The sequence below is a fragment of the Bacillus sp. lyk4-R2A-2 genome (assembly GCF_030209735.1).
Lineage (GTDB): Bacteria > Bacillota > Bacilli > Bacillales > Bacillaceae > Bacillus > Bacillus pumilus.
Window position 1 is genome coordinate 309304 of record NZ_JARVRK010000004.1, and the last position, 17165, is coordinate 326468.

Annotated in this window: 18 protein-coding genes; 13 read left to right on the forward strand and 5 right to left on the reverse strand. The window is 42.8% G+C overall.

All coding sequences use genetic code 11. The features are described 5' to 3' along the window. Positions 1-182: 182 nt before the first annotated feature. The 5 genes from QRN39_RS04330 to QRN39_RS04350 all read right to left on the reverse strand — a co-directional run bounded on the left by QRN39_RS04330 (position 183) and on the right by QRN39_RS04350 (position 3531). On the reverse strand, positions 183-353 hold the full coding sequence (locus QRN39_RS04330; RefSeq protein WP_012009650.1) for a type II toxin-antitoxin system SpoIISB family antitoxin: 171 nt from the start codon (positions 351-353) through the stop codon (positions 183-185). Then, positions 328-1098, reverse strand: a complete 771-nt coding sequence (locus tag QRN39_RS04335) for a type II toxin-antitoxin system SpoIISA family toxin (protein WP_050945221.1) — start codon at positions 1096-1098, stop codon at positions 328-330. Before QRN39_RS04335 ends, QRN39_RS04330 begins: the two co-directional genes overlap by 26 nt. 136 nt (positions 1099-1234) lie before the next feature. Then, positions 1235-2233, reverse strand: a complete 999-nt coding sequence (locus tag QRN39_RS04340; RefSeq protein WP_003210927.1) for an inorganic phosphate transporter — start codon at positions 2231-2233, stop codon at positions 1235-1237. Between the two features lie 15 nt (positions 2234-2248). Beyond that, complete coding sequence (locus tag QRN39_RS04345; protein ID WP_003212390.1) at positions 2249-2866, reverse strand: DUF47 domain-containing protein; 618 nt, start codon at positions 2864-2866, stop codon at positions 2249-2251. Positions 2867-3072: 206 nt separating this feature from the next. Then, a complete protein-coding gene (locus tag QRN39_RS04350) occupies positions 3073-3531 on the reverse strand; it encodes an ASCH domain-containing protein (RefSeq protein WP_050945220.1) in 459 nt (152 codons plus the stop codon). 227 nt (positions 3532-3758) lie between these two features. On the opposite strand from QRN39_RS04350, the gene ggt reads away from it, so the two are divergent. From ggt to QRN39_RS04415, 13 genes are all read left to right on the forward strand, one after another. Further along, positions 3759-5510, forward strand: coding sequence for a gamma-glutamyltransferase (ggt, locus tag QRN39_RS04355; RefSeq protein WP_284906261.1), 1752 nt, complete (start codon positions 3759-3761; stop codon positions 5508-5510). A 460-nt stretch (positions 5511-5970) separates the two neighbouring features. Further along, a complete protein-coding gene (locus QRN39_RS04360; RefSeq protein WP_106029849.1) occupies positions 5971-6438 on the forward strand; it encodes a PTS sugar transporter subunit IIA in 468 nt (155 codons plus the stop codon). Between the two features lie 53 nt (positions 6439-6491). Then, on the forward strand, positions 6492-7865 hold the full coding sequence (locus QRN39_RS04365) for a PTS galactitol transporter subunit IIC (protein WP_003210771.1): 1374 nt from the start codon (positions 6492-6494) through the stop codon (positions 7863-7865). 19 nt (positions 7866-7884) lie between these two features. Then, complete coding sequence (locus tag QRN39_RS04370; RefSeq protein WP_003212259.1) at positions 7885-8163, forward strand: PTS sugar transporter subunit IIB; 279 nt, start codon at positions 7885-7887, stop codon at positions 8161-8163. 66 nt (positions 8164-8229) lie between these two features. Next, positions 8230-8676 (forward strand): hypothetical protein, encoded by a 447-nt coding sequence (locus QRN39_RS04375; RefSeq protein WP_284906262.1) that lies wholly within the window; start codon positions 8230-8232, stop codon positions 8674-8676. After that, positions 8673-9704: an alcohol dehydrogenase catalytic domain-containing protein gene (locus QRN39_RS04380; RefSeq protein WP_284906263.1), complete on the forward strand. Its 1032-nt coding sequence runs from the start codon at positions 8673-8675 to the stop codon at positions 9702-9704. Before QRN39_RS04375 ends, QRN39_RS04380 begins: the two co-directional genes overlap by 4 nt. A 182-nt stretch (positions 9705-9886) precedes the next feature. Continuing rightward, a complete protein-coding gene (gene pdhA / locus QRN39_RS04385) occupies positions 9887-10870 on the forward strand; it encodes a pyruvate dehydrogenase (acetyl-transferring) E1 component subunit alpha (protein WP_003211858.1) in 984 nt (327 codons plus the stop codon). A gap of 31 nt (positions 10871-10901) precedes the next feature. Continuing rightward, positions 10902-11882 (forward strand): alpha-ketoacid dehydrogenase subunit beta, encoded by a 981-nt coding sequence (locus QRN39_RS04390; protein ID WP_034620051.1) that lies wholly within the window; start codon positions 10902-10904, stop codon positions 11880-11882. 17 nt (positions 11883-11899) lie between these two features. Then, the gene (locus tag QRN39_RS04395) at positions 11900-13222 is read left to right on the forward strand and encodes a dihydrolipoamide acetyltransferase family protein (protein WP_137054743.1); all 1323 of its coding nucleotides are present in this window, start codon (positions 11900-11902) and stop codon (positions 13220-13222) included. Positions 13223-13234: 12 nt separating this feature from the next. Further along, the gene (lpdA, locus tag QRN39_RS04400; RefSeq protein WP_284906264.1) at positions 13235-14617 is read left to right on the forward strand and encodes a dihydrolipoyl dehydrogenase; all 1383 of its coding nucleotides are present in this window, start codon (positions 13235-13237) and stop codon (positions 14615-14617) included. A gap of 25 nt (positions 14618-14642) precedes the next feature. Continuing rightward, on the forward strand, positions 14643-15344 hold the full coding sequence (locus QRN39_RS04405) for an SDR family NAD(P)-dependent oxidoreductase (protein WP_233421732.1): 702 nt from the start codon (positions 14643-14645) through the stop codon (positions 15342-15344). Next, positions 15322-16107 carry an SDR family NAD(P)-dependent oxidoreductase gene (locus tag QRN39_RS04410; RefSeq protein WP_284906587.1) on the forward strand — a complete coding sequence of 262 codons (786 nt, stop codon included), beginning with the start codon at positions 15322-15324 and terminating at the stop codon, positions 16105-16107. The genes QRN39_RS04405 and QRN39_RS04410 overlap by 23 nt, the downstream gene beginning before the upstream one ends. 93 nt (positions 16108-16200) lie before the next feature. Beyond that, the gene (locus QRN39_RS04415; RefSeq protein WP_050945210.1) at positions 16201-17157 is read left to right on the forward strand and encodes a sugar-binding transcriptional regulator; all 957 of its coding nucleotides are present in this window, start codon (positions 16201-16203) and stop codon (positions 17155-17157) included. The last annotated feature ends 8 nt before the right edge of the window (positions 17158-17165 follow it).

The following is a 17165-nucleotide window of genomic DNA, read 5'->3' on the forward strand; positions in this document are numbered from 1 at the left end:
GCTCATTTAATCGACGCATATAAGGCGACGACTTATATTCAGCAAACTGAACATATCTCAATTGTTTGATTTTCTTTTTCATTTATTGGCACCTCAATCGTTGCAGCGTATAGATTATTGTATGCAAGTCTATGTGAAAATGGAAGCAGGACGCGGATTTTGTTCCGCGTCCTTTAGTGTAATCAAGCCCTTTTATTTTTATACTCATCCAAGAGCTGTTCGTTCTTTTTAAAAATACGCTCAGTATGGGGGCTTACCTTGTAATCCGCCATACTAATATGTTGCTTTTTCTTTAAAATCTTAAAAGGGTTTTTCTTGCGATTGTTGTTATCCCCTTGAAGTGCGTGGTCCATCTTCATCACCTTCCTCTTCGTCAGGCAAGATTAGGTCATAAATTGTTGTAAGTGACGTCATTAATAAATAGTCGAACTCAGTGACAATGTCATCAGAGGTGAGCTTAATGACGAAGTGATCATCTGCTACAGAAAACGGGATGAGCACCAATTTGCCGAAATCATCGTAATAGACTTCCTGCCTGTCAAGCTTCGCCTGAATAAGAGAGCGCTGGTCAAGTGTCCGCAGCAGGTCATCTTTTTGTTCCTGCGTATCGTATGGACAAAGAACCGCTTGAATATTCATTTTGTCGGCAAAAGAATAAATGAGCCGTTCAATTCCCTCTATATATGCCTCTACACTTCCATAATATACATGAATCGGTTCATTTTTCAATAGGTATTGGTACGTTTTTAGCTTATTGAGGTAAGAATGAAGTAGATCGTTATTTTGTTCTAGGAGTTGATGGGTGTCGGTTTCCAGTTCGTGATTTCCGAGTTTTTTAATATAGGAGCTGAGAAAGATGAATGCATCGGTTAATGCAAAAAAAACGGCAATAATCAAGTAGTGCATCCAATCGGTGAAGATTGAAGAAGGGTCATTTGTCCAGTACACAACAGCACCAGCTACATAAATCCAATACCACGTTTTACGAATGGCAAACATCTTTTCTTTTACTTTTTGTTCAAAGCGCCATACGGCAAATACATATACAGCAAGAGCACCTAGCAATAACCACACGGTCAATTGAAAAAATAATAGCATGTTCTTCTCTCCCATAGACAGATGGATACTTATTCATTTCTATGGATATGATTGGAAACCCTGCTTCATGAAAAAATGGCTTGCAGGAAAAGGGTGCAGACAAATAAAAAAAGACCTGTCTGACAGGTCTTTGATATTAGATAATCGCATTTAACACAAAGTATATAAGAGCCCCTAGAGTTCCCGAAATCGGTAATGTGATCACCCAAGTGACGAGCATGCGTTTTGCCGTACCCCAGTTTACTCCTTTTACTCTGTGTGCAGAACCTACACCTAGAATAGAAGATGAGATCACGTGAGTGGTACTAACAGGTAAGTGAATAAATGTCGCTCCGAAGATAATAGCTGCACCCGTTAAGTCAGCTGATACTCCGTTTACTGGACGAATTTTCATAATTTTACCGCCGACTGTTTTAATAATCTTCCAGCCGCCAATAGAAGTACCTAGTCCCATTGCAAGCGCACAAGAGAATTGTACCCAGAAAGGAATGTCGTCAGTTGTATGCAAATTACCTGCAATTAAAGCCATCGTAATAATTCCCATCGCTTTTTGCGCATCGTTTGTTCCGTGGGTATACGATTGCAGTGCAGCAGTTAAAATTTGAACACGTCGGAATTGTTTATTTGTTTTTGCGAGATTGTTGTTTCTGAATATAATTTTGATAATGGTATACACGATATATCCCAATACGAAAGCTAGGATAGGTGAAAGCAACAGTGCTTGAATGATTTTAATGAACCCCGAATAGTTTAAAGCGCCAAAACCAGCAGAGGCAATAACAGCTCCTGCAATTGATCCGATCAGTGCGTGCGAAGAACTACTCGGAATTCCGTAATACCAAGTAAGCAAGTTCCAAGTAATGGCCGCAATTAAAGCAGCCAAAATGACGACAGAACCGTTTTGAAGTGTGAAAGGATCTGCGATGTCTTTTGTAATGGACTTTGCCACACCTGTAAATGTCATTGCTCCTAAGAAGTTCATGAACGCTGCCATAATAATAGCATGTCTAGGCTTTAACGCCTTTGTTGAAACCGAAGTGGCAATGGCATTTGCTGTATCGTGGAATCCGTTGATGAAATCAAAAGCAAGTGCACAAATGACAATAAATATGGTAAGGATGAGTAATGTGTCCATGTTTAACTAACCCCGTTACGCATTCTTCATAATGATTGTTTCTAGATTGTTGGCAACACTTTGACAGGAATCAGCAATTTCTTCAAGTGTTTCGTAAATTTCTTTGTATTGAATGACCTTGATTGGATCCGTTTCTTTTCCAAACAAGTTCTTTAGTGATTTACGATAAAGATTGTCACAATTATGCTCGATCTCTTTGATTTTGATTGCGTGTGGTTGAATATCTTTTAAGCGATTTTCAGCCAGTAAATCGATTGTAATTAAAATTTCCTTTGCACATTCTCTGATGTAGTGGCTGAATTTGTCGATATGTTCGTCAGAGCTTGTCATTGAATAAATTTCCATTGTCGCTGAAAAATGCTCAATTCCATCTAAAACATCGTCGAGGCTATTCGTCAATTGAAGAATGTCTTCACGTTCAATCGGCGTAATAAAGGCTTTGTTCAGCTCTTTAATCATCGTATGAACATGATTATCACCTTTTGTCTCATATTCCTTCAATGTGTCAGAAAATTCTTTCAGAGTGGTTTGATTTGTTACTTTATAGCTAACAAAATACTCAGCAGTTTCATCTAAATTTTTAGCAATTTCCGTTAACAAGACGGAAAACTTGTCTTTTTTCCTTTTTAACATGTAAAAACCCTCCATTGTATAAATGAGACAATGCACACATCAAATAATTATATATTCTTTTGTCGAAAAAAAACAGGTGTAGTCGAAAATTTCTTCACTTTTTCTATTTGATCTTATTCTGACCTAAAGATGTGTTCTCAACACACCTTTTTCAGAAAGGAGAAAAGAAATGAAAAAAGCGGTCCATTCTTGGCGCCGCTTAAAGCTTAAGAAGCTGAATATATTAGTTTAAATCGCTCGCAAACTAGGAGCATGTCTTCTTTAAATTCTAATCCGTACGGTTTGAGTGCTTCTGTGAAAAATGCTTGATGGGCTTTGTACCAATAGTTATAAGAAAGATCGCCTTCGCCTTCTGCTTGGGCAAATGATTCTGGAACCTCATTCATTGGCATGACATCTACATGTGTGATCTCTATGATGGCTTTTGGTTCGTCATGGCTGTCTAAAATGACCGCATATTGTCCTGCCTTTGGAAGCGGCTCCTGTTCCTTTTCGTAAAAAAGATGCCCAGAACATGTCGCTGTTTTTTTCCCTTGCAGAACAAGGTCAAGTAAATGATCTGGGTCTGCTCCAAATGCCCAAGCGGAAACAGATGCGTCAATTGGTGCGCTTTCTGATTTTTCTTTCCAATAAGTTTCCCAAAATAAGGTGCTCTGCTGATTCATCATTCTTCCCCCTTTGTGATGCGTTTATTATACCGCGAAATCAAAGTCATGAAAGGATAGTGTCTTTATCCCTACTTAGTACATGTGTCATATGTTTTGAAAATCCGCTTTATATTTGGTGAATATAGGAAGATATAATGAAAAATTTAGAAATTTTAGAATAATCTATTGTATTCTGGTCAAGAAGTCGGTATGGTCAAAGTAAGAATATGGAAGGGGTGTTGTGTATGAAACGCATTTCTCTAACTATTTTGTCCATATGTCTGTTGGTTTTCTCGTTTTTTCTGCCTGTCAGTCAGGTCACTGCAAACGAAACTCATGGGAATAAAGTAGCTGTTGGGAAGGATGGCATGGTGGCTACTGCCCATCCACTCGCATCAGAAGTGGGTGCAGATGTATTAAAGAAAGGTGGAAACGCTGTTGACGCTGCTGTTGCCATCCAGTACGCACTGAATGTGACAGAGCCAATGATGTCTGGAATTGGTGGCGGAGGATTTATGATGGTTTATGATGGGAAGACAAAAGAAACATCCATCATCAATAGTCGAGAAAGAGCACCACAAGGCGCAACACCAGAAATGTTTTTAACAGATGAGGGGAAAGTCATCCCGTTTGCTGAGCGATCCACACACGGTAATGCTGTTGGTGTTCCAGGGACTGTGAAAGGTCTTGAGGCGGCATTAGAAAAGTGGGGAACCCGCTCGATGAAGGAATTGATTAAGCCTTCCATTCAGCTTGCAGAGGATGGATTTGAAATCGATTCTGTTCTGGCAAAAGCCATTGATGATCATCAAGGAAAATTGAAAAAAACGGCCGCAGCGCCAATCTTTCTTCCAGATGATCAGCCGCTCAAAGAAGGAGACCTCCTAGTTCAGCCAGGTCTTGCAAAAACATTTAAGCTCATTGCGAAAAAAGGAAGCAAAGCATTTTATGAAGGAAAAGTAGCAAAGGCACTTGCAAATACAGTCCAGGATTTTGGCGGGACGATGACAACTGATGACATTGGTCGTTATGAGGTCGAGACTGACAAGCCTATCTGGGGAGACTATAAAGGATACCAGCTTGCAAGTATGCCTCCACCAAGCTCAGGCGGGGTGTTTATGCTGCAAATTCTCAAAATACTTGACCACTTTAACCTATCTCAATATGACCCCAAATCATTTGAAAAATATCAGCTACTTGCTGAAACGATGCATCTCTCCTATGCTGACCGTGCTGCATATGCCGGCGACCCCGAGTTCGTAGATGTTCCACTAAAAGGACTATTAGACGATGATTACATTTCAGAAAGAGCCTCTCTTATTCAATTAGATCAAAAGAATCGTAACCCGAAAGAAGGGGATCCGTGGGCGTATGAGGATGAAAAAAATCCATCTCCTATTGTTCCGCAGCCTGAAGATAAAACCATTGGTGAGACCACACATTTTACTGTTGCCGATCAGTGGGGAAATGTTGTGTCATTCACGACAACCATTGAACAGTTATTTGGTACAGGGATTCTCGTCCCGGAATATGGTTTCTTCTTAAACAATGAATTAACAGATTTTGATGCAAGACCAGGCGGAGCAAATGAAGTTCAGCCGAATAAACGACCATTGTCTAGTATGACACCGACCATCATTTTTAAAGATAATGAGCCTGTCATGACAGTAGGTTCACCGGGAGGAACGACCATTATTGCTTCTGTTTCACAAACCATTTTGAATTTGCTTGAATATGAGATGGAGCTTCAGGATGCAGTTGAAGAACCAAGAATTTACACAAACAGCCCAACTTCTTATCGTTATGAAGTAGGTGTCCCTCTCGATGTGAGAACAAAGCTTAATGACATGGGACATCGTTTCGGCAATTCGCCTATTGATATAGGAAATGTCCAAGCGCTACTCATTGATCGAAAAGCAGGAACCTTTACTGGAGTGGCTGACTCCTCGAGAAACGGAACTGCCGTTGGCGTCAATTTAAAGCTCTCTGCCCAATAAGAACATTTCCCGGGAAAAGAAGCGCCTCTTGAGGATGGCGTTTCTTTTTTTATTTAAATAAATGAAACATAGCTGATCAGAGAGCGGAAGACGCTTCGCTATTTATGAAGTACAGGACTGTATGTATTTCGATGGCTAAGGGCCTTTTTTCCGTATGAATGATAATGTTGTTGCTGACATCAAAGAGCAAGTACTGAGTGATTAGAGAGAGGAAGTCACATTTAATAAGAAGTAGAGCAGAGTTGATGAAAGATGCAGAAGACTGCCTCTTTTTTTATAAATTTTTCCCTAGGAACATTGACTTATAATTTAGAATATTATAATATCTTTACAAAGGTAACAACATTGAACATTTTTCAGGATGCATATTTGTAAGCGCTTTATAAAAGGTTCTATTCCAAAATGTTCTTTCTTTTTGTTACATGTGTTCATATTTATACCAAATGAAAGGAGTGGTTGTTTGAACAACTTGTTTGAGTTAGATGAACAGCTGATCAAGCTGCAGTACGATGCATCTTCAAGAGAGGAGGTGACCACATATTTAGCAGAGCGATTAGAGGCGGGAGGATATATTAAGTCAAGCTTTTTACCAGCTGTGCTTGAAAGAGAAAAAACATATCCTACGGGCCTTCCACTTGCGACCTTTGGGGTAGCAATTCCACATACAGATCCTGAGCATGTGAACAAACCGGCGATTAGTGTAGCCACTTTAAAGGAACCTGTCATCTTTCACAAGATGGGGAGCCCTGATGAAACTGTGCTAGCTAAAATTGTGTTCGTCCTAGCAATCTCTGAACCTAGTAAGCAGCTTGTGATGTTAGAGAAGCTCATGACACTTTTTAGAAAAGAAGAGGTGATGACGAAGCTGTCTGATATGACGTCGTATGAAGAAGCGGTTGCTGTGCTTCAGAAAGAATTAAACCAATAGCCTTTCACAAAATAATGTAAGCGCTTTATCTGAAAAATCCAGGAGGTGGATGTATGATCAAGCAAGCTGTCGATTTTATATTAGACCTTGGACCAACTATTATGCTCCCGATTATTATGACGCTTTTCGGTATGATTTTAAGGCAAGGCTTTAAGAAATCCTTCCGAGCCGGTATTACGATCGGAATAGGGTTTGTCGGTGTCAACCTTGTCATTAATTTGCTTGTGAGCGGCCTTGGGCCAGCAGCAAAAGCCATGGTTAATTCCCTTGGCCTAAAGCTCGATATTTTGGATGTTGGATGGCCGATTGGAGCGGCTATATCCTTCGGTACACCTGTTGCCCCTTTGATGATTCCTCTTGTGCTTTTGTTAAATGTCATCTTATTGTCCGTTAACTTTACAAAAACACTGAATGTGGATATTTGGAACTTCTGGCATTTGATTTTCGCAGCCTCTGTGACTTACTACGCTTATCATAATATGTTCTTGGCACTTGCTGTTGGTTTGATCGTCTCTGCTATCACGCTTAAATTAGCTGATTGGACGGCACCGACAATCGAACACCATTTTGGATTGAAAGGCGTATCGATGGCTCATGCTGAAACGGTCAACTTCGCACCGCTTATGTATGCGTCCAACCGTATCATTGACAAGATCCCTGGCTTAAACAAAATTCATGCTGATCCAGAAACATTGAAGAAACGTTTTGGTATTTTTGGCGAACCGCTTGTGATGGGTCTCATACTTGGTATCATTATTGGTCTTTTAGGCGGCTATGATGCGAAAGGCGTCATGACGCTTGGTATTCAAATGGCAGCAGTTCTTGTCCTAATGCCAAGAATGGTTGCGTTATTAATGGAAGGTCTTATTCCAATCTCTGAAGGCGCTCGTTCTTATATTCAAAAGCGCTTCCCTGGGAAAAATGTCTATATTGGTTTAGATACAGCGATTGTGATTGGTCATCCGGCGAATATGGCGGTAGCCCTTCTTATGGTGCCGATTACGATTCTACTTGCAGTCGTTCTCCCTTACAATGGCATGCTGCCGTTTGCTGACTTATCAGTTCTACCATTTACAGTTGTATGGGCAGTAGCAGCCGCTCGTGGAAACATTATTCGTGGTCTTATTAACAGTATTTTTACATTAATGATTGTCTTCTTTATCGCAACGAATCTCGCACCGCTTGCGACAACAATGGGGAAAGCAGTCGGGTTTGACTTCCCAGAAGGAGCCAATATGATTTCAGGTATTGACCTTGGTTCCCACGTCATTCCTTGGATCATGGTGAGACTTCTTGATCCGAGCAACCCGTACTTTATTGCAGCCATCATCTGTGCTCTGGCTTATGCGCTCCTATGGTACTGGGTGCGAAATGATATTAGAAAGCAGTATGCGAAAGAAATGGGCTTAGATCAGAAAGATCAATAAAAGAGCTGGAGGGATTCTTATGGCAAAGAAAATATTGGTTTCATGCGGAACAGCGGTTGCAACATCAACGGTTGTTGCCAAAAAGGTCGAAGAGACGTTAAAGGAAAAAGGATATGATGTCGTGGTGGAACAGTGCAAGGCATCTGAAGTCCCGCAAAAAGCGGAAGGCGCCGATTTAATCGTAACGACAACACCAGTGAGTGATACGAAAGGAACGCCTGTGATTCAAACATTATCCTTTTTAACTGGATTTGGCATTGAAGATGATATTGAAAAAATCATCGATCATATTAAGTAAACAATCATTCTATGGAGGAGCTTTGCTTTCCCGGCTCCTTCTATGTATCTGAAAGGAGGACGTCTCATGCAGCATCATGCTTATAGCCGAACGTCTGCAGTGTTGTCTATTTTTCTTCCAGCCATACTCATCTGTCTGTTTTTTCTTTGGTCTCTTTATACGTTAATGTCAGCAGGGCCTGAACCGTTAGCTGTGTTAGGCGTTTATACGCTGCCTATCCTCATGCTTTCTAGCATCACTGGACTGAACCAGCCGACAAACGTCATCATTAGTGAAGATAAACTCAAAATCGGAGCGTTTGGCAGATGGCACACATATGCGCTCTCTGATATTAAAGGAAAGCTTTTTATCAAGCCATACCCTCATATCGGAAAAGTCTATGTCAGGGTGGGCCCATCTCGCATATTCGGAGGACGTTACTGGATATCCAGTGAGATGAGTGAGTACAAGCAGCTTGTGCAAACGTTGCAGGATTTTGCGAAAGGTGATGAAAAGGAGGATGCAGCTACATGAAATCAGCTGTCTTTTATTCTACAGAGGACATTCGGTATGAGGAGCGGAACCGGCCTGCGATTGGTGATGATGAAGTGCTATTAAGAATGCGTGCCTGCGGCTTATGCGGCACAGATATTTACAAAGCAACACATGAGACGGTACCTCCTGGAACGGTACTAGGGCACGAAATCGCAGGAGATGTTGTTGAAACCGGAAAAAATGTGACAAATATAAAAACGGGAGACAGGGTTTATGTTGCGCACCATGTACCTTGCTTCACCTGTGACTTTTGTCAAAAGGGATTTTATACAATGTGTCCGCAGTTTGCAGCCACTAATGTAGAGCCAGGCGGGTTTTCAGAGTATATCCGCGTCCCTGCATTACATGTCAAGCACACAATGGGCAAGCTCCCGAATGATGTCTCATATGAGCAAGGGGCGATGGTGGAGCCAGTCGCCTGCTGCCTGCACGGGTTTGAACGAGCACCTGTTCATCCAGGAGATTCTGTACTGATCCTTGGAGCGGGGCAAATTGGCTGCATTCAACTACAGCTTGCCAAACATTACTTAGCTGGGAAAGTGATGATAACGGATGTGAATGAGAACCGGCTGCTGCAAGCGAGAAATTTAGGTGCAGACGTCGCTTTTCATCCAGCCTCTGAGCCGGTGGAAGACCGGGTCATGAGAGAAACAAATGGAAAGGGAGCAGACCTCGTCATTATTTCTGTTGGGAGTAGTGCGCTTTTAAAAGAAGCATTTCAATCGGTAGCGAGAGGCGGAACGATTTTAGTGTTTGCTCATTTTCCAAAGGGAGACGTCTCCATTCCGGCTGATCGATTTTTCCATGATGAAGTGAAAGTAGTAGGAGCCTATTCCTCACATCCTTATCACTACCTCGAAGCCCTTGAACTTCTAAGAGCAAAAGTGGTCAACACAGAAAAGATGGTGACGCATCGTTATCCGTTAAGTCAGCTCCTTCAGGCGATAGAATGCGCAAGGCACCCTGAAGGTGAGAGTGTCAAAATCATGATGTACCCAGATGAATGAGAACCTAGGAGATTGGAAGAGAAAGAGAAGTTCTTTAGAAAAGGGCTTTGCCTTTCTCTTTTTTTCTGATAAAAGATGAAAACGCTTAAAAATGAAAGAGAAATGCTTGACTTCAAAGATACTTAAACGTATGATAATTACAAATGTAACATATAAGAACAAATGTAAAGGGGAGAGAAGAAATGCAAAAACAAATCACTTTGCCTGAACAGATTAGTCATGAGAGATTAGCAGATTTATATAAACAAATGTGGTTAGTGAGATATTTTGATGAAAAGGTCGATCAATTCTTTGCCAAAGGACTTATCCATGGAACCACTCATTTATGTGTCGGACAGGAAGCGTCAGCTGTTGGATCAATTGCCGTATTAAAGGACGAAGATAAGATCGTCAGCACGCACCGTGGACATGGTCACTGTATTGCAAAAGGTGCAGAGGTCAATAAGATGATGGCAGAACTATTCGGACGTGAGACTGGCTATTGCAAAGGAAAAGGCGGCTCGATGCATATCGCTGATTTAGAAAAAGGGAACCTTGGCGCAAATGGAATCGTTGGCGGCGGTATCCCGCTGGCAACAGGTGCAGCGCTCACATCTAAAATGAAACAGGAAGGCTATGTTGTTCTTTGTTTCTTCGGAGATGGAGCGACAAATGAAGGCAGCTTTCACGAAGCGCTAAATCTTGCATCCATTTGGGATCTGCCTGTTGTATTCATTTGTGAAAACAATCAGTACGGCATGTCTGGCCCTGTAAAAGAAATGATCAACATTGAAGACATTTCAACAAGAGCAGAAAGCTATGGAATACCTGGGAAATCGATTGATGGAAATGACATGGTCGAGATTATGAACTCAGTAGATGAAGCAGTCAGCCGCGCAAGAGCTGGAGAAGGTCCATCACTTATTGAAATGAAAACGTATCGCTGGAAAGGTCACTCTAAGAGTGATGCGAAAAAATACCGTACACGTGAAGAAGAAACAGAGTGGAGACAAAAAGACGGAATCAAGCGCTTTAAGTCTCTCTTGATTGAACTGAATGTTTTGACAGAAGAGCAGGCAGCGGCCTTGCAGGAAGAAGCGAAGCAGGAAATTGAAGCGTCTGTAGAATTCGCTAAAAACAGTAAAGAACCGTCAATCGATACACTATTAGAGGATGTATACGCCTAATTAGGAGGGGAATCACGTGACAAAAACAACAGTGAGAGAGATTTCATATTTAGAAGCCGTTCGAGAGGCTATGAGTCAGGAAATGAGAGAGAACCAAGATGTATTCATTTTAGGTGAGGATATCGGCGTATATGGCGGTGCTTTTGGGGTCACGCGCGGCATGATTGAAGAGTTCGGTCCGGAGCGCGTACGCAATACACCAATCTCTGAGGCTGCCATCGCAGGAGGTGCAGTCGGAGCGGCTTTGACAGGTATGCGTCCGATTTTAGAGCTTCAATTCTCTGACTTTATTACAATCGCAATGGATCAGCTTGTAAACCAAGCAGCCAAAACACGATACATGTTTGGCGGAAAAGGAAAAGTACCACTCGTTGTGAGAACACCAGCAGGATCAGGAACGGGTGCCGCAGCGCAGCATTCACAAAGCTTAGAAGCGTGGATGGCTCATATTCCGGGATTAAAGGTAGTTCAGCCTTCAACAGCTTATGATGCCAAAGGACTTTTAAAAGCAGCAATGGATGATGACAACCCTGTCATTTTCTACGAGCACAAGCTTTTATATAAAACAATCGGCGAAGTGCCTGAAGAGCCTTATTCGATTCCTTTAGGGAAAGCTGATGTGAAAAGAAGCGGGAAAGACGTCACAATTGTAGCAACAGCGATTATGGTACACAAAGCATTAGAAGCGGCGAAGGAACTAGAAGCAGAGGGAATCGATGTTGAAATCATTGACCCAAGAACACTTGTCCCATTAGATGAAGAAACCATTATCGAATCTGTGAAGAAAACAGGTAAATGTATCGTGGTTCATGAGGCGGTCAAACGAGGAGGCTACGGTGGAGAGATTGCAAGTATGATAGCGGAAAGTGAAGCGTTTGACTATTTAGATGCGCCGATTAAACGACTTGGCGGCCTTGCAGTCCCAATACCATACAACCCGACGCTGGAAAAAGCGGTCATTCCACAAGTGCCAGATATTATTGAAGCAGCAAAAGAGCTTGTACGCTCTTAAATAAAGGGGAGAAGATCATGCCAAAAGAGATATTTATGCCGAAGCTAAGCAGTACGATGGAGATCGGAACCTTACTTCAATGGTTGAAAGAAGAAGGAGATTCGGTTGAAATCGGTGAGCCTCTTTTTGAAATTATGACAGACAAGATCAACATCGAGGTGGAAGCCTATGATGACGGCATTTTTCTAAAGAAATACTACGAAGCTGATGATCAAATTCCAGTCAATGCTGTTATTGGATATATCGGAGAGGCAAATGAACAGGTGCCAAGCGAGCCGCCAGCACAGGCTGATGAAGATTCCTCAGAAAGCGGCGAATCGTCTTCACCAGACACGGCATCATCCAGTTCTACTGAAGCCCCAAAAACATCTGATGAAAAAGTACGTGCCACGCCCGCAGCGAGAAAAACGGCAAAGGATCATCATGTGGCGATTCAAGAGGTATCTGGCACAGGGCCAAAAGGCAGAGTCCAAAAGCGGGACGTCGAGGCAGTCGTTCATTCTAGCGAGAAAGACCAGCGCGTCTCACCACTTGCAGAAAAAGTCGCTGCTCGTGAAGGAATTGATTTAGCAGCAGTTTCTGGATCTGGCGCTCACGGTAAGATCATGAAGAGTGACGTACAAGCAGCAACGCAAACAAAAGAGGCTTCGCCTGTGAAAACACAAAAATTAGCTGGCATGAGAAAAGTGATTGCTGATCGCATGTCACAAAGTGCCTTTACAGCACCGCACGTCACATTAACAAGTGAAATTGATATGACGAAAGCGAAAGAAGTGCGTCAGCAGTTACTTCCGGCGATTGAAAAAGAGACAGGCTACCGGCTGTCGTTCACAGAAATCATCATTCATGCGGTCAGCCATGTACTCACGCGCCACCCGCAGATCAATATGACATTTGAACAAAATGAGCTTCATTTCCATGAAGATGTACACATTGGTCTCGCTGTTGCAGTGAAAGACGGCTTGATGGTACCAGTCATTTCTCATGCGAATCAAAAAGGATTAAAACAACTAACAAAAGAAGCGAAAGAAATTGGCCGAAACGCACGCGATCAAAAACTGCTTCCTGACCAGCTGAAAGGATCCACTTTTACGATTAGTAACTTAGGCATGTATGCCATTGATACCTTTACCCCGATCATTAATCAGCCAGAAGTGGCGATTTTAGGTGTAGGACGGATTCAAGATAAACCTGTTGCAGTAGATGGAGAAATTCAGGTGCGGCCAATGATGGGTGTCAGTTTATCGTTTGATCACCGAGTAGTAGATGGCGCACCAGCGGCTGCCTTTTTAACAGACCTTAAAAAAGTGCTTGAACAACCATTTGAATTGCTAATGTAGGAGATGAATCGGATGACGAAAACGTATGATCTGACAGTCATTGGCGGAGGGCCTGGCGGGTATACTGCCGCCCTTCAAGCGGCTGAGCGCGGACGGAAGGTTGCTTTGATTGAGGAGGATTTTCTAGGCGGTACTTGTTTAAATCGAGGCTGTATCCCTTCAAAAACCCTGCTGAAACATGCAGAAGTCATTGAATCAATCGAGAAGGCGAAAAGCTGGGGAATCGAAACAGGTGACATGATTCTTTCCTTCGATAAAATGAGAAAGCGCAAAGATGAAGTCATTGAAAAGCTCAGAGGTGGAATCGCCTTTTTATTAAAGCAAGGAAAGATTGATGTATATAACGGCAGAGGCACAGCGGTGACAAAGCACCGGATTGAGATTGAAAAACAAGATGGATCAGAATCGATTGAAACGAAAGAGTTAATCATTGCTACTGGATCTACACCAGCTATTCCGCCAATACCGGGGCTTAAAGATATTTCATTTGATACAAGTGATACAATCTTTGACATCCCAGATATTCCTGCTTCTGTCGTCATTATTGGCGGAGGCGTCATTGGTCTTGAGCTTGCTTGTATCTTCCAAAGTCTTCAATCAAAAGTCACCATTATTGAAGCGGCACCGTCCATTATCCCGCAAGAGGATGAAGAAGCATCTAAGCTGCTAGAAAGAGAACTCAAGAAAAAGGGCATCCATATCGCGAAGAAAACCACTGTGACAGAGGTGACGGAAAGCGAAGGAGTCAAAGCGGTTCATGCAACAGATGATAAAGGGGAGACGCACATCTTTACAGCGGAAAGACTGCTTGTCTGCGTTGGAAGAAGACCGAATGTATCAGCTGTTAACCAGCTTGATCTTCAGCATGATGGTCCGTTTATCAAGGTGAATGATCGGATGCAGACAAGTGCTGAAGGTGTATACGCAGTTGGGGATGTCGCCGGCGGTTATCAGCTGGCTCATGCGGCGATGGCAGAGGCTGCTGTTGCGGTCAGCAATATTTGCGGCGTGCCTGAAAAAATGAATGCTGATATTATGCCTAGATGTATTTATACATTACCAGAGGTGGCAAGTGTTGGTCTTACGGAGAAAGAGGCAAAAGCCAAAGGGCTCAGCGTACAAACTGAACGATTTGATTTAGCGGCAAGCGGTAAAGCGTTAGCGGCAGGTGTTCAAACAGGCTTTATTAAATTGGTGTACGATACAGCATATGGTGAAGTGATCGGTGCAACGATGGTTGGTCCGCATGTCACAGAAATGATTTCAGAAGCTTCTTCCTTTATGTATTTAGAAGGAACAGCAGAAGAGATGGCGAAAATGATTCATCCGCATCCGACCATCTCAGAAGGTTTTTATGAAGCAGCTCTTGATATCGTGAGTAAGCTGAGAAAATAAATGCCAAACAAGGGATAGGGAGGAGATGCATGTGCACGTCCAGCTTCATCAGAAAGCGGCACTTGTGACAGGTAGCACAGATGGATTTGGAGAAGCCATCTGCCTGGCTTTAGCCCAGGCAGGTGCACATGTTTTTTTACACACATTTCATGATGAATCAAAGGCTAGAACCATTTGTGAAGACATTCAAAAAATGGGCGGTCAGGCGAGTATCATCATGAACCCGCTAGAAACGCCGCGTGATGCCACGCGTATGCTGAGGCAAGTGATCGATACGTGCGGGAAACTGGATATTTTGGTCAATCAAGCAGCGCAAGGAGCTGAGGCGGAGCTTGATGCCGCTCACCCTAATGAGTGGATGGACGAAGTGGAAACAGCTGTGAATACTGTCTTTCTTTCCAGTCAAGCTGCCGTATGGCACATGGTTGACCAGAAAAAAGGCTGCATTATTAATATATCGTCATCAGGCAGTATCACAGGTGATGGCGGGATTTCACATGCGACATCGAATTCCATGCTGAATGCCATGACAAAAGGGCTGGCGCGAGAATTTAAAGACAAAGGCATTCGGGTGCTCGCCTTATTGCCGCCCCCTCTCCATTTGATTCCTAATGCAGAGCAAATCAAGGAGACTGTGGCCCATATGACGGTCTTTTTAAGTACATCATATGGCGCATTTACTGATGGTGCAGCGATTATGCTTGATGGGGGTGAGAGTGCTGGCTAATGATCAAAAACCGGTTCTCATCGTTGGTGGTGCCCAAGGGATTGGAAAGGAAATTGCCGAGCGTTTTTTAAAAGAAGGGCACAGAGTGGCTGTGTCTGATATAGATGAACAAGGACTTTCACTTTTAAAAAAACAGCACTCTGAGCTGCTGACATTTCAAGCTGACGTTTCATCGTGGGAAAGTGTTCAGCAGATGATTTCAGCAGCTGAAAGGGAGCTAGGCGGCATTGCTCATCTTGTGTATTCAGCAGGGATGACAAAATCACTTCCTTTTTTAGAAGTCGATTTTTTACTTTGGAAAAAGACACTGGCTGTGAACTTGTATGGTCTTTACTATTGCATCAAAGCGTCAGCACCTTATATATGTGAGCGGCAAGAAGGAAGCATTGTCGTGATTGGATCAGGATCTGCTATCACTGGCTCAGGCGGTGGAATTCAGTATTACGCCTCAAAAGCAGGTGCTTTTGGCCTGATGCGTTCGCTTGTAAAGGAATTAGGGGCACACCATGTGCGTATCAATGTGATTGCACCCCGCGTGATTGAATCTCAAATGCTTGATACGCTCTATCCTACTGAGGTGGAGAAAAGGCAGCTACAATCGCTCATTCCTGTCGGGAGATTAGGAAGACCAGAGGATATCGCAGGACTCACTTTATTTCTTACAAGTGAAGAGGGAAGCTACTTGCACGGACAAATTATCCTGTTAGACGGCGGGAGAACGTATCAGCCAAAATATACGGTGGGAAAAAGAGCGGAGAGGTAATCGCTCTTTTTGTCATTTTCATAACAATTGTGCCAATTAGAAACGAATGTTTGGTATACTGGGAATCATAGTATATTAAAAGGATGATGTCACATGCTGAATTGGGAAGAAAGACGACAGCTCGTCAAAGTTGCTCATCTTTATTATACAGACGGGTGGACGCAGCAGGAAATCGCAAAAAAGCTCAATGTCTCAAGACCAGTCATTTCAAAGCTCTTACAAAAAGCAAAAGATGTGGGAATCGTTGAGGTGTACATTAAAGATGAAAGTATTCATACGGTGGAACTGGAAAAACAGCTAGAAACAACTTTTCAATTAACAGATGCTGTCGTTGTCCCAAGCGTCGGGACAATGTCTGAGATGGTGAAGCGGGCAGTCGGTCAAGCAGGCGCCTATTATTTATCTAAAAACATGAAAGACGCGGAGAAAATCGGCATTTCATGGGGAACTACACTGTCTGAGCTTGTAAAGGAATACCCGTTCGAGCGAAGAAATGATGTGAAGGTCATTCCATTAGAGGGCGGAATGGGCAGGCAGGCAGTCGACATTCATGCCAATCAGCTGGCATATGAGCTGGCAAAGAAAATGAATGGCACGTGTTCCTATTTATATGCCCCGGCGATTTTAGAAACAGAAGAATTAAAAGAGCGGCTCATGGCAATGCAGGATATAGAAGCTGTGCTTGAAGAAGGTAAAAATGTAGATATTGCCCTCATCGGTATTGGCAACCCGCATAAAGGTTCAACGTTAAAAACAGTTGGTTACTTAAAAGAAGAAGATTTATCTGGTTTAAGGCAATCAGGGGCTGTTGGTGATATTGGCTTTCGTTTCTTTGACGGTCAAGGCAAACCTGTCCAAGATGAACTGAACCAAAAGGTCATTGGTTTATCACTGGAGCAGTTAAAGAGCGTCAAAACGGTCATCGCTGTTGTAGAAGGAACCCATAAGGCTGAAAGTATTTTAGGGGCTTTAAATGGCGGCTTTATTCAAGTACTGGTGACAGACGAACTAACGGCCGCAGCCATTTTAAAGGAAGCTTCCGTCCAATAAACGGCGAG